At 56.0% G+C, this 19,561-nt stretch carries 16 protein-coding genes, 1 tRNA gene and 1 pseudogene; 7 read left to right on the plus strand and 11 right to left on the minus strand.

The features are described 5' to 3' along the window. Nucleotides 1-11: 11 nt before the first annotated feature. The 7 genes from urtD to atzF form a co-directional block, all read right to left on the minus strand. On the minus strand, nt 12-809 hold the full coding sequence (gene urtD / locus ABIC79_RS16670) for an urea ABC transporter ATP-binding protein UrtD (RefSeq protein ID WP_013573421.1): 798 nt from the start codon (nt 807-809) through the stop codon (nt 12-14). Beyond that, nucleotides 809-1,882, minus strand: coding sequence for an urea ABC transporter permease subunit UrtC (gene urtC, locus ABIC79_RS16675; protein ID WP_112197282.1), 1,074 nt, complete (start codon nt 1,880-1,882; stop codon nt 809-811). The genes urtD and urtC overlap by 1 nt, the downstream gene beginning before the upstream one ends. Next, complete coding sequence (gene urtB / locus ABIC79_RS16680; RefSeq protein WP_119261067.1) at nt 1,882-3,450, minus strand: urea ABC transporter permease subunit UrtB; 1,569 nt, start codon at nt 3,448-3,450, stop codon at nt 1,882-1,884. The genes urtC and urtB overlap by 1 nt, the downstream gene beginning before the upstream one ends. A 140-nt stretch (nt 3,451-3,590) precedes the next feature. Continuing rightward, nucleotides 3,591-4,859, minus strand: a complete 1,269-nt coding sequence (urtA, locus tag ABIC79_RS16685; RefSeq protein WP_013573424.1) for an urea ABC transporter substrate-binding protein — start codon at nt 4,857-4,859, stop codon at nt 3,591-3,593. A 69-nt stretch (nt 4,860-4,928) separates the two neighbouring features. Further along, nucleotides 4,929-5,651, minus strand: coding sequence for a GntR family transcriptional regulator (locus ABIC79_RS16690; protein WP_119261068.1), 723 nt, complete (start codon nt 5,649-5,651; stop codon nt 4,929-4,931). Between the two features lie 28 nt (nt 5,652-5,679). Then, nucleotides 5,680-9,309: an urea carboxylase gene (gene uca, locus ABIC79_RS16695; protein WP_119261069.1), complete on the minus strand. Its 3,630-nt coding sequence runs from the start codon at nt 9,307-9,309 to the stop codon at nt 5,680-5,682. 9 nt (nt 9,310-9,318) lie between these two features. Beyond that, entirely contained in the window at nt 9,319-11,169 is a 1,851-nt protein-coding gene (gene atzF, locus ABIC79_RS16700; protein WP_119261070.1) for an allophanate hydrolase, read from the minus strand. Between the two features lie 270 nt (nt 11,170-11,439). Here atzF and relB point away from each other — a divergent pair, with 270 nt between their 5' ends. The 7 genes from relB (at nt 11,440) to ABIC79_RS16735 (ending at nt 16,857) form a co-directional block, all read left to right on the plus strand. Next, nucleotides 11,440-11,901 carry a type II toxin-antitoxin system RelB family antitoxin gene (gene relB, locus ABIC79_RS16705; protein ID WP_119261071.1) on the plus strand — a complete coding sequence of 154 codons (462 nt, stop codon included), beginning with the start codon at nt 11,440-11,442 and terminating at the stop codon, nt 11,899-11,901. 3 nt (nt 11,902-11,904) lie between these two features. Further along, the gene (locus ABIC79_RS16710; RefSeq protein WP_013573429.1) at nt 11,905-12,198 is read left to right on the plus strand and encodes a type II toxin-antitoxin system RelE/ParE family toxin; all 294 of its coding nucleotides are present in this window, start codon (nt 11,905-11,907) and stop codon (nt 12,196-12,198) included. Continuing rightward, on the plus strand, nt 12,198-13,643 hold the full coding sequence (locus ABIC79_RS16715; protein WP_119261072.1) for an alpha/beta hydrolase: 1,446 nt from the start codon (nt 12,198-12,200) through the stop codon (nt 13,641-13,643). Before ABIC79_RS16710 ends, ABIC79_RS16715 begins: the two co-directional genes overlap by 1 nt. A 70-nt stretch (nt 13,644-13,713) precedes the next feature. Further along, nucleotides 13,714-14,172 (plus strand): MarR family winged helix-turn-helix transcriptional regulator, encoded by a 459-nt coding sequence (locus tag ABIC79_RS16720; RefSeq protein WP_013573431.1) that lies wholly within the window; start codon nt 13,714-13,716, stop codon nt 14,170-14,172. Nucleotides 14,173-14,306: 134 nt separating this feature from the next. Next, the gene (locus tag ABIC79_RS16725) at nt 14,307-14,729 is read left to right on the plus strand and encodes an organic hydroperoxide resistance protein (protein WP_013573432.1); all 423 of its coding nucleotides are present in this window, start codon (nt 14,307-14,309) and stop codon (nt 14,727-14,729) included. 271 nt (nt 14,730-15,000) lie between these two features. Then, nucleotides 15,001-16,680: a kdo(2)-lipid A phosphoethanolamine 7''-transferase gene (gene eptB / locus ABIC79_RS16730; protein WP_013573433.1), complete on the plus strand. Its 1,680-nt coding sequence runs from the start codon at nt 15,001-15,003 to the stop codon at nt 16,678-16,680. Nucleotides 16,681-16,780: 100 nt separating this feature from the next. Next, a tRNA-Pro gene (locus tag ABIC79_RS16735) sits at nt 16,781-16,857 on the plus strand. Nucleotides 16,858-16,959: 102 nt separating this feature from the next. Here ABIC79_RS16735 and ABIC79_RS16740 read toward each other — a convergent pair. From ABIC79_RS16740 to ABIC79_RS16755, 4 genes and pseudogenes are all read right to left on the minus strand, one after another. Further along, complete coding sequence (locus ABIC79_RS16740) at nt 16,960-17,436, minus strand: type II toxin-antitoxin system YhaV family toxin (RefSeq protein ID WP_014411451.1); 477 nt, start codon at nt 17,434-17,436, stop codon at nt 16,960-16,962. A 6-nt stretch (nt 17,437-17,442) separates the two neighbouring features. Next, nucleotides 17,443-17,787 carry a type II toxin-antitoxin system PrlF family antitoxin gene (locus tag ABIC79_RS16745; RefSeq protein WP_013573435.1) on the minus strand — a complete coding sequence of 115 codons (345 nt, stop codon included), beginning with the start codon at nt 17,785-17,787 and terminating at the stop codon, nt 17,443-17,445. A gap of 81 nt (nt 17,788-17,868) precedes the next feature. Beyond that, nucleotides 17,869-18,045 (minus strand): annotated as a pseudogene (locus tag ABIC79_RS16750) (type II toxin-antitoxin system RelE/ParE family toxin); the annotation flags it as partial. A gap of 125 nt (nt 18,046-18,170) precedes the next feature. Then, nucleotides 18,171-19,550: an MmgE/PrpD family protein gene (locus ABIC79_RS16755; RefSeq protein ID WP_013573436.1), complete on the minus strand. Its 1,380-nt coding sequence runs from the start codon at nt 19,548-19,550 to the stop codon at nt 18,171-18,173. Nucleotides 19,551-19,561: the final 11 nt, after the last annotated feature.

The raw sequence follows: 19,561 nt of genomic DNA on the forward strand, positions 1-19,561 counted from the left end.
AATGCGACTCCTCAGCGCCCTAAATACACGTCGATAACCTGCTCGTTGGCCTGCACTTCACGCAGCGAGCCTTCAGCCAGTACCTGACCCTGATGCAGTACGGTGACGTGGTCAGCGATGGTTTCCACAAACCCCATATCGTGCTCGACCACCATCAGCGAATGCCTGCCAGCCAGTTGTTTGAACAGTTCTGCGGTGTATTCGGTTTCGGCATCGGTCATGCCTGCCGCCGGTTCATCGAGCAGTAACAGATGCGGTTCCTGCACCAGCAACATACCGATTTCCAGAAACTGTTTCTGACCGTGCGAAAGCAGGCCCGCCGGTCGGTGGCGCTCAGCGGCGAGGCGCAGCGTGCCAAGCATTTCATCGATACGGTCACGCTGCTCGCTGTTCATTTTTGCGCGCAGACACGCCCATACCGATTTATTGGTTTTCTGCGCGATTTCCAGATTTTCGAATACCGTCAGCGCTTCAAATACCGTCGGTTTCTGGAATTTCCGCCCGATGCCTGACTGCGCAATTTGCACCGGATCCAGTTTCGTCAGATCGGTACGCTGGTCGTAAAAAACACGACCACTTTGCGGTCGGGTTTTGCCGGTGATCACGTCCATCAGCGTGGTTTTCCCCGCGCCGTTCGGGCCGATCACGCAGCGTAATTCGCCGACGCCGATGTTCAGCGACAAATTGGTCAGCGCCTTAAAGCCGTCAAAGCTGACGTTGATGTTTTCCAGTTGCAAAATCGGGTCAGTTTGTTCGCGGTGCCGGTCCGCCCGCTGCGGTTGGGTAAACAGGTCTTCGGTCATGGTCATCAGGATTTCCTCTTGCGCAGCAGGCCAATCACGCCTTGCGGCAGGAACAGTGTCACCAGAATAAACATGCCGCCGAGCACAAATTGCCAGTATTCGGGAATGGCGACGGTGAACCAGCTTTTCGCGCCATTCACGATGCCTGCGCCAATAACCGGGCCGATCAGCGTGCCGCGTCCGCCGAGTGCCACCCAGATGGCGGCTTCGATGGAGTTGGTCGGCGACATTTCGCCCGGGTTGATAATGCCGACCTGCGGCACGTACAGCGCACCCGCCAGACCGCACAGCATGGCGGAAATCGTCCAGACGAACAGCTTGAAACCTTTCGGATCGTAACCGCAGAAAATCAGCCGGTTCTCAGCGTCACGCACTGCCGTCAGCACGCGGCCATATTTACTTCTCGCCAGCGCAAAGCCCAGCGCCAGACTGGCGACCAGCACCAGAACCGTGGCTAAAAATAATCCCACGCGGGTGCCGGTGGCGGTGACCGGAAAGCCGAGCAGGGTGGTAAAACCGGTGAAACCGTTATTGCCGCCAAAACCGGTTTCATTGCGGAAAAACAGCAACATACCGGCGTACGTCAGCGCCTGCGTCATGATCGAAAAATAGACGCCTTTGATTTTTGAACGGAAGGCGAAATAGCCGAACACAAACGCCAGCGCGCCGGGCACCAGCACAATCAGGCACAGCGCCCAGGCGAAATGCTGCGTACCTGCCCAGAACCACGGCAACTCGGTCCACGACAGAAACGACATAAAATCCGGCAATCCGCTGCCTGCGGCCTGCCGCATTAAATACATGCCCATCGCATAACCGCCGAGGGCGAAAAACAGCCCGTGGCCGAGCGACAGCAAACCGGCATAACCCCAGACCAGATCGAGCGCGATCGCCACGATCGCATAACAGAGGATCTTGCCGATCAGCGTCAGCGTGTACGTGGAGATCGCCAGCGGATTACCGGCGGGCAACAGCGCCAGAAACGGCATCACAATCAGGAAGATGAGCACCAGCGTGCCCACCGAAATCGCAATCTTAGGCGCTTTTTGTACGCCGGTAATCGTCAGAGGCTGGCTCATCAGTCAATCACCCTGCCTTTGAAGGCGAAGAGTCCCTGAGGACGTTTCTGAATAAACAGGATAATCAGCGCGAGGATCAGGATTTTCCCCAGTACTGCGCCGATTTCCGGCTCAAGAATTTTGTTCACGATGCCCAGACCAAAGGCCGCCACCACGGTGCCCGCCAGTTGTCCGACACCGCCAAGTACCACCACCAGGAAGGAGTCGATGATGTAGCCCTGACCGAGTTCCGGGCCGACGTTACTGAGCTGCGATAATGCCACGCCACCTAAACCGGCAATGCCGGAACCGAGGCCGAACGCCAGCATATCGACGCGCCCGGTGGGCACCCCACAGCAGGCCGCCATGGCGCGGTTCTGGGTGACGGCGCGTACGTTCATGCCCAGCCGGGTTTTATTGAGCAGCAGCCAGGTCAGGCCGAGCACCAGCAACACGAAGATGATCACCGCGATGCGGTTGTACGGCAGCACCAGATTCGGCAGCAACTGAATACCGCCGGAGAGCCAGCCGGGATTCGCCACTTCGACGTTCTGCGCACCAAACAGCATACGTACGCCCTGAATAAGGATCAGGCTGATGCCCCAGGTCGCCAGCAGCGTTTCCAGCGGACGACCGTATAAATGGCGGATGACCGTGCGCTCCAGTGCCATGCCAATCCCCGCCGTAATGAAAAAGGCCACCGGCAGTGCCACCAGCGGATACAGCGCCAGCAGGCCAGGGGCATAGTGCTGAAACAGCGACTGCACCATGTAAGTCGAGTAAGAGCCGAGCATTAACATCTCGCCGTGTGCCATGTTAATCACACCCAGCAAACCGTATGTGATCGCCAGTCCGAGTGCGGCCAGCAGCAGAATCGAGCCGAGCGATAAGCCGGTAAACGCCTGACCCAGTAAATCGCCAATCATCAGGCGATGCTGCACCGCTTTCAGGCTGGCGAGCGCGGCATTACGCACCGTGGCATCAGGCTCGGTTTTCGGATCCGTCAGGCTTTGCAGGCGGCCCTGAGTATCCGGATCGCCCGACGTGCCGAGCAGTTCAACGGCTTTCAGGCGCACCTGCGGACTGGCATCAGCCAGTTGTAAATTTGCCAGCGCGATGGAAAGGGCGTCGTGAACGGTGCTGTCTTTTTCCCGTTCAAGACGACGGGTCAGCAGCGGCAACTGATCGGCCTGCGCTTCGCGCTGTAAGGCTTTGGCGGCCTGTAAACGGACCGCGCTGTCGGTGCTCACCAGACGGTGTGCGGAAAGCGCATTGGCAATCAGAATACGCAGGCGGTTGTTCAGCCAGACTTTTTTGGTGTCACCCTGCGGTTTAACGTCGCCTTCCAGCGGCGTCAGTTGATCGCCATTTTGCGCAAACGCATGTTTTGCTTCGTCGATGACGACGTTTTCCTGCTTCAGTGCCTCGAGCAGTGGCAGCCTTTCCGGCTGCGGGTCTGCCGCCCATTGCTGTAATAACGTGGCCTGCTGGCTGCGGCTGGCGGCAGCAAAGTCATTCGCCGCACCCGCCTCTGCCAGCAACGGAAGGCAACAAAGCAGGAAAAGCAGTGATCGGATGAGGATTCTCATAATGTTCTCGCCGCATAAAGTTGATGCTGGTTTGCTCCTCCCCCTGCGAAGGGGGAGGCGGGGAGGGGGTTTTGCAAACAACACAGTTGCCATTAATACCCCACCCCAGCCCTCCCCTTCGCAAGAAGGAGCTAAAGCAATCAGTTAGTCGTTTTTACCGGGGTATCTGGCTTTTTATCGTTACCCGCGATGTACGGGCTCCACGGCTGGGCGCGGATTGGTTTGTCGGTCTGCCAGACCACGTTGAACTGACCGTTGGATTCGATTTCGCCGATCATTACCGGTTTGTGCAGGTGATGATTGGTTTTATCCATGGTCAGCGTGAAGCCGGACGGTGCAGCGAAGGTCTGTCCGGCCATCGCGGCGCGGACTTTATCCACATCCGTCGTACCGGCTTTTTCCACCGCCTGCGCCCACATATGGATGCCGACATAGGTCGCCTCCATCGGGTCGTTGGTCACCGCGTTATCGGCGTTTGGCAGTTTGTGCGCCTTCGCGTAAGCCTTCCATTCAGCCACGAATTTCTTGTTGGTCGGGTTATCAACCGACTGGAAGTAGTTCCACGCCGCAAGGTCACCGACCAGCGGTTTGGTGTCGATACCGCGCAGTTCTTCTTCACCGACCGAGAACGCCACCACCGGCACATCCGTCGCTTTCACGCCCTGATTCGCCAGCTCTTTGTAGAACGGCACGTTGGAATCGCCGTTGATGGTGGAGATCACCGCAGTTTTGCCGCCAGCGGAGAATTTCTTAATGTTGGAAACGATGGTCTGATAATCGCTGTAACCGAACGGCGTATAGACTTCTTCGATGTCGCTGTCTTTCACGCCTTTGGAATGCAGGAAGGCGCGCAGAATTTTGTTGGTGGTACGCGGATAGACATAATCGGTGCCGAGCAGGAAGAAGCGTTTGGCCGCACCGCCGTCTTCACTCATCAGGTATTCCACCGCCGGGATCGCCTGTTGGTTAGGCGCGGCACCGGTGTAGAACACGTTTGGCGACATTTCTTCGCCTTCGTACTGCACCGGATAGAACAGCAGGCCGTTCAGTTCTTCAAACACCGGCAGCACAGATTTACGCGACACCGACGTCCAGCAACCAAACACCACCGCGACTTTATCCTGCGTCAGCAACTGGCGGGCTTTCTCAGCGAACAGCGGCCAGTTGGAGGCTGGATCGACCACCACCGGCTCGAGCTTTTTGCCGAGCACGCCACCTTTGGCGTTGATGTCGTCAATGGTCATCAGCGCGATGTCTTTCAGCGGAGTTTCTGAAATGGCCATGGTGCCGGAAAGCGAATGCATAATACCGACTTTGATGGTCTCGGCTGCCTGCGCGCTCCAGGCTAAGCCCATGCTGACTACGGTAGCGGAAAGAGCAAAGGCTTTAATAAAACGTCGACGTTGCATAGATGTACCCTCTGAAGAAAAGTTAAGAGAACGCTGGTATGTAGAAAGTCGAAAAAACATTTAAAAAAGTCATGACGGGTTGCCCTCGTCACTCTCCGCCCGGGCCCGGTGCAACATGTGCAGAGTAATTTTGCGTACCTCGGCCTTACTGACGGCAATATGATCGTGTAACTGGTGCTGTGCCTCCTCGGTTTGTTGTTGGATGATGGCGAGCAAAATGCTCGCGTGTTCTTTATAGGTGGCGTTAACCCGCTCACCTTTGGTGAAATCCAGCCGCCGGATGATGCGGATTTTCTCCGTCAGCTCGCGGTGGATTCGCGCCATTTCGGCATTACCCGCCGCGGCCACCAGCGTCATGTGAAACTCCTCGTCATAACGCGAGACCACCTGACCATCTTGCAGTTGCGGCTGATCGATCCAGAACGCTTTCAGTTCAGCCAGTTGTAAGGGCTGAGCGGCTGGCGGCAACGCACACAGACGTTTCACTGCTTCCAGTTCCAGCACGATACGCAGATCGTACAACTGCTCGAAAAAGTCGAAATCGAACGGGCGAACCTGCCAGCCACTGCGGAAAAACACTTCGACATAGCCTTCATGTTCCAGCCAGAACAGCGCCTGACGTACCGGTGTGCGGCTGACTTCCATGCGGTCAGCGATGTCGTTTTCGCTGAACCGGTCACCGGGCAGCAGGCGGAAGCTGAAAATGTCGTCTTTCAGCTGCTGATAAATGCGTTCCGCCAGCCCTTCCGGGCGGCTTTTACTGCGTGAAGATTTAGGTCCCGTGAGTTGCATGAAATATTCCCTGTTATTCCCGATAGTTTTAAACGGCTGTGTCCAGCCACAACAACGCATCACCTGGCCCGACCGGACGGCCTTGCTGGCAACTGATTTTCAGGACGGTACCGGCGCACGGCGCGTTCACCGACAGTTCCATTTTCATGGCTTCGACGACGATCAGCGGCTGGCCTTCTTCGACCTGCTGGCCCGGCTGTACCAGGATTTTCCAGACGTTGCCGTTAAGGTCAGCGCTGACTAAATGGCCGTCCTGATCCGCGTCGTCTTCCTCTAACTGCACGGCATTGGCTGCTGCTTCCACCGCGGCGCTTTCAGCCTCATGCCAGTGCGCCACTTCGCGGGTAAAAGCGTCGGTTTGCCGGGTGCGGAAATCAGCAATGTCGGCGGCGTTGTCGGCGAGAAATTGCGTATAGTGCGCAAAATCAAATTCCGTCTCTTCGATGCGGATTTGCGCCCGTCCTTCGCGGAAGGCTTCGCGCTGAATGTCCAGCTCGGCTTCGGTGACTTCATAGAACCGCACCTGATCGAAGAAGTGCAGCAGCCACGGCTCGCCGTTTTTGAACTGCTCGTTTTTCAGGAACTTGTTCCAGATCGGCAGCGTGCGCCCGACCAGCTGATAGCCGCCCGGCGAATCCATGCCATAAATGCACATGTACATGCCGCCGATACCGACCGTGCCTTCGGCGGTAAACGTGCGCGCCGGGTTGTATTTGGAGCTCAGCAGGCGATGGCGCGGATCGACCGGCACCGCGCACGGTGCGCCGAGATACACATCCCCCAGCCCGAGGATCAGATAGCTGGCGTCGAAAATGATGTTTTTCACGTCTTCACGGCTCGCCAGCCCGTTGGTGCGCTGGATGAAATCGACGTTATTCGGCAGCCACGGTGCTTCTGCGCGCACGGTTTGCTGATAGCGTTCGACCGCGCCGAGCGTGGCGGAATCTTCAAACGCCATCGGCATGTGCACGATACGGGTCGGGATTTTGAGCTGGCTGATATCGGCCAGGCTGTTTTCCAGCGTCAGTAAATGTTGCAGCAGCGCCGTCTGATGCAGCACGCGGCTGTCGTAGCGGATTTGCAGCGAACGCACGCCCGGTGACAGTTCCTCAATGCCCTGCTGACCGGCGGCTTTGATGGCATTCATCAGCAGATAAATGCGCATGCGTAACGCCAGATCCAGCACGTTGTCGCCGTACTCAATCAGCACGTAGCCGTCGCCCGCCTGACGGTATTCCACCGAAGGGCGTTCTGCCGTGGCCGGTAATGCCGCAAGAATGGTGGCGGATGCGGTGGTGTCCGGCAGCAGGGATGGCACCGGCAGCGCCATCGCGTTGACTGGCATCAGCGAATCGAGCGTGCCTTGTTGCGCCCGTTCCAGCGCCTGCGCCTGTTCAAAACTGATCGGATGGAAACGGATTTTATCGCCCGGTTTCACCTGTCCGACTTTCCACAGTTCGGCTTTGGCGATGGTTACCGGGCAGACGAAACCGCCGAGGCTTGGCCCGTCGCGGGTCAGAATCACCGGGAAATCGCCGGTGAAATTAATCGCGCCGATGGCGTATTCGCAGTCATGCACATTCGACGGATGCAGACCGGCTTCGCCGCCGTCCTGCCGCGCCCATTGCGGTTTCGGACCGACCAGCCGCACGCCGAGACGGTTGGAGTTGTAGTGCACCTGCCATTCTGCGGCGAAGAACGTATCGATGGCGTCTTTGGTGAAGAAATCCGGCGCACCGTGCGGCCCGTAAAGCACGCCGATATTCCAGATGTCGCCGTAAGGCGGCACGATATTTTCGGCTGCCTGCGGTAAACCGACCGGCGCGGGCGTGGTGCAGGCCGCGAGTTCCGGCTGTGAAACAGTCAGCATATCGGCGACGCGTAACGTGCGACCGGCGTGCCCGCCAAACTGCCCGAGTGCAAAGGTCGACCGGCTGCCGAGATACACCGGCACGTCGAAACCGTTACGCACGGCGAGATAGGTGCGGCAACCCTGTGTGGCGCGGCCAAGTGTCAGTGTCTGACCGGCTTTCACATCCACCGGCTGCCAGTAAGAAACAGCTTCGTCATCAAGCGTTGCCGGGCAGCGTGCGCCGGTCAGTGCGATAACGGCGTCGCAATGGAAACGCAGTGTGGGTCCCTGCAACGTGAATTCCAGACCGGCGGCATCCGGATGATTGCCGACAATGCGGTTGGCGAGACGGAAGGCAAAATCGTCCATCGGGCCGGACGGCGGCACGCCGATATCCCAGTAACCGAGACGTCCCGGATAATCCTGCACACTGCTGTAAGTGCCGGGCGCGATCACTTCGATGGCGTTGGGCGAGTAGTCAAAACTGTCGAGCATGCGCGTCCACATTTTGGCGTCGCGGAACACCGGCGTGGCGACGACCTGACGCAGATAATCAATGTTGGTAGCGATACCGTGCAGGCGGGTGGCGGCCAGCGCGACGGACATTTTCGCCAGTGCGTCCTGCCGGTCGGTGCCATGCACAATCAGCTTGGCGATCATCGGGTCGTAAAACGCCGACACTTCACTGCCGGTAGACACCCAGCCATCGACGCGGACGTCTTCGGGGAAAAACACTTCGGTCAGCACGCCGGGGCTTGGCTGGAAATTCTTCAGCGGATCTTCTGCGTAAATACGCACTTCCATCGATGCGCCCTGCGGGGCTTTTTCCATTGCTGGCCAGTCCGGCGATTCACCGGCGGCGACGTTCAGCATGCATTCGATCAAGTCCAGACCGGTGACCATTTCGGTGACCGGATGCTCAACCTGCAAACGGGTGTTTACTTCGAGAAAATAAAATTCGTCGCGCGCGGCGTCATAGATAAATTCAACCGTACCGGCGCTGCGGTAGTTCACCGATTTGCCGAGCTGCACGGCGGCGCGATGCAATGCTTCGCGGCTGGCCTGCGGCAGATCCGGCGCAGGGGTTTCTTCCACCACTTTCTGATTGCGGCGTTGCAACGAACAGTCACGCTCGCCGAGGGCCACCACGCGGCCTTTACCGTCGCCGAAAATCTGCACTTCAACGTGGCGGGCGCGATCGACAAAGCGTTCCAGAAACACACCGGCATCACGGAAAAACTGCTCGCCGAGACGTTTCACGCTATCCCATGCGGCACGCAATGCCTCTTCGTTATCACAGCGCGTCAGACCAATGCCCCCGCCGCCTGCGGTGCTTTTCAGCATGATGGGATAACCAATTTCGGCGGCAGCTTTCACCGCGTCATCAATGCTGTCGAGCAAACCGGTGCCCGGCGTCATCGGCACATTCGCGGCACCGGCTAATTCGCGGGCGCGGTGCTTGAGGCCAAACTCGCGGATTTGTCCGGCGGTCGGGCCGATAAACGCAATGCCCGCTGCTTCGCAGGCATCGGCGAACTCTGTGCTTTCGGATAAAAAGCCGTACCCCGGATAAATTGCCTGCGCGCCGGTTTCTTTTGCGGCGGCCAGAATTTTGTCGATCATCAGGTAGCTTTCGCTGGCCTTTTCGCCGCCCAGCGCGATGGCGATATCCGCCTGTGTGACGTGCGGGGCATTGCGGTCAGCGTCGGAATATACCGCGACGCTGGTGACGCCCAGACGTTTCAGCGTGCGGATCGCACGGCAGGCGATTTCGCCACGGTTAGCAATTAAAACGGTGGTAAACATGTGCGTTCCTCAGCTTTTTACCGGTGATGAATTCAGACTCTGGATGTAACTTCTCCAGCCGCCAAACGCGGTGATATCCGTGGCTCCGCCAGTCGCCCATGGCTCGCAGATAAAGCCTTTCACGATGCGGCCATCGGCCAGTTCGAGAGAACCGATCCCCAGCGGTGCCGGGATTTCAGCGACGAATTCCCCAAAGCGCGCCAGCGGGATATCCCACAATTCGACGATAATTGCGCTGCCGCTCTCAGCCCGCACCAGCCCCGGCTTCGGCGGTTTAGTGTTGGCGAGGGCGAAGAGTTTGTAGGTGGCAGCAGTGGTGGTTTGTTCGACGCGTACCGCGTGGCGGCTGGTGAGCTGGAAATTCAGCGGCATGCCGGTCAGATGAGCGCCGACCACGGCAACGCGCACGCTGGCGGCACTGACCGGCGCGGATGTCATGAATTCTTCAGGTTTCATCGTAAGCCCGGTCGCGCCAAGCGGCAGGCTCAGGCTGCGCTGCCACTGACGCCCAAAACTGGCCAGTGCGTCGTCATGCCAGGCCGGAGCGATCAGCGTGATCCCGGCGGGCAGGCCGTCGGCGCGCAGGCTGCAAGGCAGCGCCAGCGCCGACAAATCCGCCAGATTAGTGAAGTTGGTGTAAATACCGAACTGCGAGTTGTAGAGCACCGGTTCCCGAACCAGCTCTTCCTGGGTGCGGATGGTCGGCGACGTCGGCACTACCAGCGCGTCAAACCCTTCCAGTGCCAGATTAATTTTGCGTGCCAGCTCCGCCCGTAAGTATTCAGCGCGCCAGGCATCGCAGGCGGTGTAGTTCAGGCCATTGGCGACAATCCCGCGTACGACCGGATCCATTGCTTCCGGGCTTTCTTCAAAAATTTCGCCGACCGCCACGGTGCGTTCTGCCACCCAAGCGCCGTAATACAACTGCTCAGCCAGTTCGCGGAACGGCGTGAAATCAATCGTTTCCAGCGTGGCACCATGGTGGCGCAGGCGATCCAGCGCCTCACTGAAAGCGGCCTGTGCCAGATCGTCCCCAAAAAATTCCAGACGGTCAGGCATGGCGATGCGCGGCTGTGCGGAAAAAGCCACCGGCGCGGTATGCGGATTTTTACGCGAATAGGCATCGGCGGCGTCATATCCGCCTGCGGCATGGGCCACGGTTTGGGCATCGGCGACGGTCAGGGCGAAAATCGAGACGGCATCGTTGAGGCGACAGGCCGGAACCACACCGGTATTCGACAGCCAGCCTTTGGTCGGTTTCAGCCCGACAACATTGTTAAAGCCCGCCGGAACGCGACCGGAACCGGCGGTGTCGGTGCCCAGCGAAAACGCCACCAGACCGCGGGCCAGAACGGAAGCCGAACCCGAGCTTGAGCCGCCACTGACGTAATCAGGATTGAACGTATTGCGCACCGCGCCGTACGGCGAGCGGGTGCCGACCAGGCCGGTGGCGAACTGATCGAGATTAGTTTTGCCAATCACCACCGCGCCTTTGGCTTTCAGATTGGCGATGACGGTGGCATCCGCTTCTGCGGTATAAGCAAACGCAGGGCAGGCCGCCGTGGTCGGCCAGCCAGCGATATCCATATTGTCTTTGACGGCGAACGGCACGCCAAACAGCGGCAGGGCGCTCAGGGAGCCTTCAGCCTGATCGCGCAGGGTTTCAAGACGGGTGATTTGTGCTTCAAGCTGTTCTGCCGTGGCGAGATAAATCCAGGCATTGTCTGTGTCACTCAGGCTCCCCAACACCAGGGAAAGCGTAGTGCGCAGGCTGTCGGGCGCACTGCGGTAATGCTGCTGCCATTCCCGCAAGGTAAAACCGCGAAAAGGTGATGCGACTGTTTCTGAAGCTGAAGCCATATTGTGAATCCCATCTGGTATACAAGATTGAATTCATCTAAGCAAAGCCTGTGCCACATCATTATCTATTGATATTGTTGGGTTTATGTTTTGTTGTATGACCGGTCTGTATATTTGTTGCACCACGGACGGAATGCAACTGAACAAAAATGGGGCGAAAATTTGCGCGATGGCTCGCATCAAAAAGATAAATCTGGCTCAGTAGAGATATCGGTATATAGTTGTATGAACCGATGATTTATTATTATTTGCAGAAAGGCTGGCAGGGATATGTCTAAAGAAACTATCGACCATTCAACATTAATTTGTCTGGCAGAAGCTGGCGCGGTCAGCCAGCTCAGCGTGGTCGCACAACAGGGAGGATGGATAATAATGATCAGATACGGCGAACATCAGCGGACCCTTATCGCACAACGTAGCGGTAAAGTGCGGGTTTTCAAGCGTTTCGACACGCTGGCGGCTTATTTAAAAGACATGGGCATAAACCAGTTCGAAGTGGATATTACCGACTATGATCCTGTAGGGAGCGGTAAAGGAACTCGCCCCGACCGGTCGGCAGCGCTAAAAAGGGCGCATGAAGCTGCCGCGATGGATGAAGCCACCTATGATCTGTGGTTCAGGAAACGGGTTCAGGAATCACTGGATGATCCGCGCCCCGTCATTCCTCACGAACAAGTGAAGGCTGAGTTTGCAGCCCGGAAAGCCGCGTTACTTAAGGAACAGGAAAAGTAACGAATGACCAAAATGCTGGTATGGAAACCACACGCGCAGGATGATCGCGAGCATATATTCAGTTATGTCGCGGGTGAGAATCCTCATGCCGCTATTGAGCTGGATGATGATTTTGATGCCGCAGCAGAGCGCATTTTACTAAGTCCCGACATGTATGCAGCAGGACGCGTTACCGGAACCAGAGAATGTATTATCCGTAAGCATTTCAGGATGGTATATCGCGTGACTGACACCGAAATTCAAATCATCAGGCTGGTGCATAGCGCTCAGCATTGGCCAGAGGAAACCCCTATTTAATGCAACTTCGTCATCTCTCTGAACGCCTGAAAAAGCTGTTACTGGCGCTGGTTCTGGTGATTATCACGCTTTTGGCTGTGCGTACTTATGACGCCTTACAAGGGCCGCCGCTTGAACCGTGGCACAAACTGGTGCCGGACGAACTGAGTACGGAGCAACTGGATAAGAGCGACTGGCCGGCGTATCTGCGCGCGGAGCAGCAGGCGTTTGTTGAAGTGAAGCAGCAGGTGACGGACAAACTCGACAGAGAAGATCGTATTCCGCTTAACCGCTATTACGATCGGAGCCCGATTTATCCCGAGCATTTTGCACAGGACTGGAACCGCTCTTATGAGCTGATGCCCGACGGTAAGCCAGCCGGTGCAGTGGTGCTGTTACACGGTCTGACCGATTCCCCTTACAGCCTGCGGCATATTGCGCAGGATTATCGTCGCCGCGGATTTGTGGTTGTCGGTATCCGCCTGCCCGGTCATGGCACCGTGCCCGGCGGCCTGACGCGGGTGGACTGGGAACAGTGGCTGGCGGCAACGCGGCTGGCGGTACGTGAGGCGCGTCGCGCAGCCGGGACAGATGTACCGCTGCAACTGGTGGGTTTCTCCAACGGCGGGGCGCTGGCGATGAAATACACGCTGGATTCCCTTGATGACCCTGCGCTGGCGAAGCCTTCGCGTGTGGTGCTGATTTCCCCGATGATTGGCGTGACCAGTTTTGCGCGCTTTGCCGGATATGCGGGCTGGCCGGCAATTTTCCCGGCCTTTGCCAAAACCGCCTGGCTGAACCTGATGCCGGAATTTAATCCGTTTAAATACAATTCTTTTCCGGTGAAAGCCGCCCGTCAGTCCTATCTGCTCACCCATGTTTTGCAGCAGCAGATCAGCAAGGATGCGCAATCCGGCAAGCTGGCGCAGTTGCCACCGCTGCTGGCGTTTCAGTCGGTTGTTGACTCCACCGTCAGTTCCCGTGCCGTGGTGACGGCGTTGTTTAATCAGCTTCCCGCCAATGGCAGCCAGCTGGTTCTGTTTGATATCAACCGCAGTGCCTATGTCGGCCCGCTGCTGCGTCCTTCCTCTGAAACAGCAGCAGAGCGCCTGTTGCCTGAGCCCCCGCGCGCTTATCAGACGACGGTTATCACCAATGCCTCGCCGGACGATGCCGCCGCTGTCGCGAAAACCACTGCGGCGGGGCAAAACAGCACGTCAGTTACGCCACTCGGCCTGAATTATCCGTCGGAATTCTATTCGCTGTCGCATGTTTCGCTGCCTTTTCCGACGGACGATTCGCTGTACGGGCGCAATCCGCAAGGTCCGGCGCAGTTTGGCATCCGGCTGGGAACACTGGCTGCCCGTGGAGAAAATGGCGCGCTGGTGGTGAGCATGGATCAACTGATGCGGGTTTCATCCAATCCGTTTTATCCGTATATGTTGCAGCGAATTGAAGGTTTCTGATTTCTGCTGATTTTTTTCACGGAAATAGCTTGCGATAATATCGCGCACTATATATATTGGCGGCATGAACATGAAAACAGACAGCGACCCAACACAACACCGCATGCTGCATCTGGATCAACAGATGTGTTTCGCGCTTTACTCTGCGAATCTGGCACTGCATAAAGTTTACCGTAAGTTACTCGGGGAACTCGGGCTCACTTATCCGCAATATCTGGTGATGCTGGTGCTGTGGCAACGTGATGAAGTCACGGTGTCTGAAATCGGCGAAAAACTGTTTCTGGATTCGGCGACCTTAACGCCGCTGTTAAAGCGTCTTGAAGCGGCAGGTTTACTGGTGCGTCAGCGCGCCAAAGCAGATGAACGCCAGGTGATTATTTCCCTGACTGATGCGGGTAAGGCACTACGTGAAAAAGCACAGGACATTCCCGAAGCCATTGTGTGTGCGACGGAATGTGATATCGGCGAACTCGTGGCGCTGAAACAGCAGCTCGAAGTATTACGGGCTAAACTTCAGGATAAAGCGTAGCGCTGATTGTCTTAAGAGTGTTAACCAGACGAGTCCGAAGGTGCTTCTGCGGGTCGTTAGGTAAAGTTAATTAAGTAGTGTGCGATTAAATCGTTTGAAACTAATAAGTATTTATCACAGATAAGGAACGAAATATGTCTATTGAAAAAGTTGTGTATCGTGCTCATGCATCCGCTACCGGTGGCCGTGATGGCCGTGCGACTTCCGATGACGGCGTTCTTGACGTCAAACTGGGCGTACCAAAAGAGATGGGCGGTATGGGTGGCGGTACCAACCCTGAGCAACTGTTTGCCGCCGGTTATTCCGCGTGTTTCCTCGGCGCACTGAAAGCCGTGGCCGCGCAGGAAAAAATTAAGATCCCTGCTGACGCTAAAATCGAAGGTGCGGTAGGCATTGGTGCTATCCCGGGCGGCTATGGCATCGAAGTACAGCTGGATATTACCCTGCCGGGCTTTGAACGCAGCGAAGCCGAAGCGCTGGTGGCAAAAGCGCATCAGGTTTGCCCGTACTCCAACGCGACCCGTGGCAATATCGACGTCACGCTGAACGTTAAATAATGTTCTGATACACAACGCCTTCACCAGGGGAATGTTGTGATGTATAAAAGCAAAAAATCTCAGGAGGCTTCGGCCTCCTTTTTGCATTGCCAGCGCGTATCCACAGACCAACAGAAAATATTCGGAAAGAAAATACGACGTCGCTGCGCATGCGGAATAATCCAGAAAGCTGCATAAAACCGCATTCTCAGCATAATCTGTGAACCAGTCCGCCATAAACATGTCACAATGATTCCAAATCTTTCAAAATACGTTAGGAAAGTCACTTTTCATGAATAGAGTGAAGACTCTATCGCAGCAAAATATCTCTTTATTGTTAGCGATTTACATTGGCATTTTTCTGAATGTCTCTGTGTTCCAGCGCCGCTTTGCTGCATTGGTCAATCATTTCACGTCGGCTGAACTGGTTCAGGCCGTCACCGAAGTCTGTGCCATCGTCTTATTTACCTTCTTTGTTCTGCGCTTGCTCTCGCTGGGCGGGCGGCTGTTCTTCCGCATTATCGCCAGTTTGCTGGTGCTGATTTCCGTTGCCGCCAGTTATTACATGGTGATGTTCAACGTGGTGATCGGCTACGGCATCGTGGTGTCGGTGATGACCACCGATATCGATCTGAGCAAAGAGATCGTTGGTTATCACCTGTTTATCTGGATGGCGCTGGTCAGCGCGGTACCGCTGTTCCTCATCTGGAAAAATAATCTGCGTCTGACGTTGATCGAACAAATGAAAACGCCGGGGCAGCGTGTGCTGCCTTTAGCGGTGCTGCTGGCGGCGGCATTGCTGGTGTGGTTGCCGCTGCGTTCCCTGGATCACGCGCAGAGTGTGAATGAGAAGAAAACTAACGTCGATTTGCCAAGCTACGGCGGTGTTGTCGCGCACTCCTATCTGCCGTCTAACTGGCTGGCTGCACTGGGTTTGTATGCCTATACGCAGGTGGATGAAAGTCAGGATGCCGGTAATTACTTTGATCCGGCGAAGAACTTCACTTACGTTGCACCTGCTGACATCGACGATACCTACGTGGTGTTTATCATCGGTGAAACCACCCGCTGGGATCATATGGGGATTTTGGGCTACGAGCGGGATACCACACCGCGCCTGTCCAAAGAGAAGAACCTGGTGGCGTTTCGCGGGACATCCTGCGATACGGCCACCAAGTTGTCACTGCGTTGTATGTTCGTGCGTGAAGGCGGCACGGCGGATAATCCGCAGCGTACGCTGAAAGAACAGAATATTTTTGCGGTGATGAAATCACTGGGCTTCACCTCAGAGCTGTTCGCGATGCAAAGCGAGCTGTGGTTCTACAATAATGCTGACACCAATAATTTCTCCTTCCGTGAAATTATCGCCTCGGAAAAACGCAACGATGGCAAGCCGGTCGATGACATGTTGCTGGTCAATGAGTTAGAGCAATCACTGAAAACACATCCGAAAGGCAAGCATCTGGTGATCCTGCATACCAAAGGCTCGCACTATCTGTATTCCCAGCGTTATCCGCGCAGTTATGCCCGCTATACCCCGGAATGTAAGAGCAACACCTGCACCAAAGCGGAACTGATTAATGCCTTCGATAACAGCGTGTTGTACACCGATACTTTTATTGACAGCGTAATTGATCAACTGCGTGATAAGAAAGCGCTGGTGTTTTACGCTTCCGATCACGGCGAATCTATCGATGAGAACTCGCATCTGCACGGTACGCCGCGCGAGATGGCACCACCGGAGCAGTTCCGCGTGCCGATGATGGTGTGGGCTTCTGACAGTTTCCTCGAACAACCGGATCACAAGCTGGCGTTTGAGCAGTTGCAGGCGCAGCAGCGGGTCGGTGCGAAGAAACGTCACGTTGAGTTATTCGATTCGATTTTAGGCTGTCTGGGTTATACGTCGCCGGACGGTGGTATTAATCCGGCGAATAACTGGTGTGCAAAACCGCAGACAGAACAGAAGCTGTAGGTTATTTTGGCGGCGTATCGGATAATTTATGGGCAGTCAGTTCGGATGTTATAAAAAGCCGTTGACGCTCTGAGGGGGTCGCAGTAAGATGCGCCCCATTCGGCGAGTAGCGCAGCTTGGTAGCGCAACTGGTTTGGGACCAGTGGGTCGGAGGTTCGAATCCTCTCTCGCCGACCATATTTGAAAAACCTGCTTTTTAAAGCAGGTTTTTTTTCGTCTGTAAAAAGCCCGCGGCCTTCTGGTTGCGGGCTTTTTGCTTTGTGGCGTGTATGAGGGAGACTAAGGTAATTCTTCCGCCGCTACCTTCCCTGACGCCTCGCAAAGTGCCTGCCAGTTGTCTGGCGGTTCACCGCTTTTCAACATCTTGCGAAACATCCGGTATGCGTCTGTTTTGCTTTCGTAGGCGCGTAATTCTTTATCATCATTCACCCAGGCGTAAATAATGATCCGGCTTTTCAGATTGTAGCGGAAAAACAAACGGTACTGCTGGAAGAATTTTGCCCTGAACCAGTGTGAGAATTCCCCGCCTAACGTATCGCCCTGACGGAATTCAACACGCGCCGGATCCTGCGGGATAACGTCAAACATCAGCTTATTGATCGCAGCCAGCCGTTTGGTGGCGTTCTTACTTTTATAGCCTGCCGGATCTTTGCGGCGCAGTAAAACAACCTGATCAGTGAGTGCCTGTATTTGTTGCAGGATCAGAGGATGAGCGAGAAGGGTCCATCCGTTAATCTCCATGGCCTGATTGTGCATAATCCTTTACTCGTCATCGTCAGAAAGCGGGCTCTCAAGATCGATAGCCATCCCGGCGGTCAGTACATTGATTTTTTCATGCAGGGATAATGTTACCGGCTGCATATTTTCCGGGTTATTGAGCATATCTTTTGCCACAAAACCGAGAAAAGCACTGATAACAGGGTCTTCCGCTTCTTCGAGTTGCCTCGAAATAACCACCTGCCCGTCTGGCAAAATCTTGTACTGGATCCGATCATTTTCGGTGAGATTTAATGCCTTACGGATAGTGGCCGGAATGGTGGTCTGGAAGCGGCGGGTGACTTTGGATTCGGCTTCGAATTTTATTCCCCATAGTGCCGAGGCTGACATAATGAGACTCCATAATGATGCTTATTTGAGCAATTTTGTCAGCGTAATGCATTTGCATTGCCAATGCAAATGCATTGCTTTTTACTTCATCATCTTCAAATCGCCTTTGCGGTGATTTTTATGATCCTGATAGAAATTCTCATGCGAATCCAGGCTCAGAAGATACAGTTCAATTTTCTCTTCACGCCAGCAATAACCCAGCAAAGCCTGCTGCTTTTCCAGCGGAAATTTATGCACCCTCAGGTAACTGAGATCGCCTTTCTTGAGTTCCCTGAGCCGCGAGAATAGACGTTGTCACATACGTAAGAAAGGGGCATTTTCGCGGGATTTTCATTCCTGCGAGGCATCACGTAAAAATGTCCGGCACGCCGTTTTTCCTGCAATCAACCCTGCGCACCGTCCCGCAAAGATTCACCCAACAACGGGGCTAAAAAACCTAAATCCTCCTGCTCCTCAAGCCGGTTGAGCTGACGAAAAAGGTCGCTGGCGTTGCTCATCGTGGTGCAACAATCAGTGAATTTTCGCAGTCTGTCGGCGTCACTGAACGGCTCGCTGTTGCTGCCTTTCGCCAGTTTGCGGCCTGCCTGTAACGTGCGGCCATCGCGCAGGGTAAGCGTTACTTCATGTGTCAGGCGATCGCCCGGCGGTGTTTCTGCTTCCTGTTCCGGCGTATAGCAGCGCAGGGATATGCGCGCCAGACGAGCCGGTTCAGTGAGTTCTGCGACCCGCGCTGGCGTGAAATCAGCGACGCTCAGCGAGCCGTTGCGCAGCCAGGTATCGACGCAGTATTGCATCGAAAAGCGCGCCTGCATTTCATTGACCGGCAGCGGATACGCCAGATTGCGCAGATTGGCGATGCCAACCAGCGTATCAACGGTCAGCACGTCATCATCACTGAAATCATGCTGCGCACGCAGGTCGTCCAGGGCGTCGATAATCATGTGCGTCGAGCCGCAGCACGGGTGACGTTTGGGCATCACGCCGGTGGTTTCTATGACGTGAAAATGGGTGCCCAAAATAGCCGGAATATTCCAGCCCGGCGGCGTCAGGCCGCCAAACATTTCCAGAAAGCCCTGCGGCGCGTCCAGAATATCAATGCGTCCCTGCATGTGTTGCCGGGCAAAATTCGCCGCGTCAACTGCATTACGGGCAGCCCATCCTGCGTGCAGCGGTTTGATCGGCGTGCCGAACTGACCTTTGGTGCCGGAGGCAAAACTGACGGCATTGCTTAACGCTCTGGCGATACCTGCCTGATCTAATCCCATCAGCCAGGCGACACCTGCCGCGCTGCCGATGCAGCCGACGGTCGAGGTGCCGTGCCAGCCGGCGGTGTAATGTGATGGTGCGACGCCGGAACCGACAAACGCCTGCGCCTGCAAACCGATCAGATAGGCTTTCACCAGTTGTTCGCCACTGGCATGGATATCATCAGCGACCGCCAGCAGCGCCGGAACCAGCACCGCAGACGCATGGCTCATGCCCGGCGCGAAGTTGTCGTCATAATCGATGGCGTGCGCGGCCGTGCCGTTGACCATCGCGGCGATGGCCGCAGGTGCGCGTCCGCCACCGGCTAAACGGCAACGGGCTTGCGGGGTAAAATAGCTTTCGCTGGCGGCACGCACGGCACGACTGGAGAAATCATCCTGTCCGGCGTACAGGCAGGCCAGCGTATCGGTGATCGCTTCCCGGGCTTTGCGGCGCGCGGTGGTGCTGAAATCAGGCTGGCTGCAACACCAGCGGGCAATGGCTTCAATCACATTCATGATGTTTCCTT

Source organism: Rahnella sp. 2050 (assembly GCF_040544515.1).
In the GTDB taxonomy this organism is placed as follows: Bacteria; Pseudomonadota; Gammaproteobacteria; order Enterobacterales; family Enterobacteriaceae; genus Rahnella; species Rahnella aceris.

Coding starts and splice junctions, on each gene's coding strand:
- ABIC79_RS16690 (WP_119261068.1), bottom strand. CDS start 5,651: ATGCAACTCACGGGACCTAAATCTTCACGCAGTAAAAGCCGCCCGGAA.
- atzF (WP_119261070.1), bottom strand. CDS start 11,169: ATGGCTTCAGCTTCAGAAACAGTCGCATCACCTTTTCGCGGTTTTACC.
- ABIC79_RS16715 (WP_119261072.1), top strand. CDS start 12,198: ATGCAACTTCGTCATCTCTCTGAACGCCTGAAAAAGCTGTTACTGGCG.
- urtA (WP_013573424.1), bottom strand. CDS start 4,859: ATGCAACGTCGACGTTTTATTAAAGCCTTTGCTCTTTCCGCTACCGTA.
- ABIC79_RS16725 (WP_013573432.1), top strand. CDS start 14,307: ATGTCTATTGAAAAAGTTGTGTATCGTGCTCATGCATCCGCTACCGGT.
- ABIC79_RS16720 (WP_013573431.1), top strand. CDS start 13,714: ATGAAAACAGACAGCGACCCAACACAACACCGCATGCTGCATCTGGAT.
- urtC (WP_112197282.1), bottom strand. CDS start 1,882: ATGAGCCAGCCTCTGACGATTACCGGCGTACAAAAAGCGCCTAAGATT.
- uca (WP_119261069.1), bottom strand. CDS start 9,309: ATGTTTACCACCGTTTTAATTGCTAACCGTGGCGAAATCGCCTGCCGT.
- eptB (WP_013573433.1), top strand. CDS start 15,001: ATGAATAGAGTGAAGACTCTATCGCAGCAAAATATCTCTTTATTGTTA.
- urtD (WP_013573421.1), bottom strand. CDS start 809: ATGACCATGACCGAAGACCTGTTTACCCAACCGCAGCGGGCGGACCGG.
- urtB (WP_119261067.1), bottom strand. CDS start 3,450: ATGAGAATCCTCATCCGATCACTGCTTTTCCTGCTTTGTTGCCTTCCG.
- ABIC79_RS16710 (WP_013573429.1), top strand. CDS start 11,905: ATGACCAAAATGCTGGTATGGAAACCACACGCGCAGGATGATCGCGAG.
- ABIC79_RS16740 (WP_014411451.1), bottom strand. CDS start 17,436: ATGCACAATCAGGCCATGGAGATTAACGGATGGACCCTTCTCGCTCAT.
- ABIC79_RS16755 (WP_013573436.1), bottom strand. CDS start 19,550: ATGAATGTGATTGAAGCCATTGCCCGCTGGTGTTGCAGCCAGCCTGAT.
- relB (WP_119261071.1), top strand. CDS start 11,440: ATGTCTAAAGAAACTATCGACCATTCAACATTAATTTGTCTGGCAGAA.
- ABIC79_RS16745 (WP_013573435.1), bottom strand. CDS start 17,787: ATGTCAGCCTCGGCACTATGGGGAATAAAATTCGAAGCCGAATCCAAA.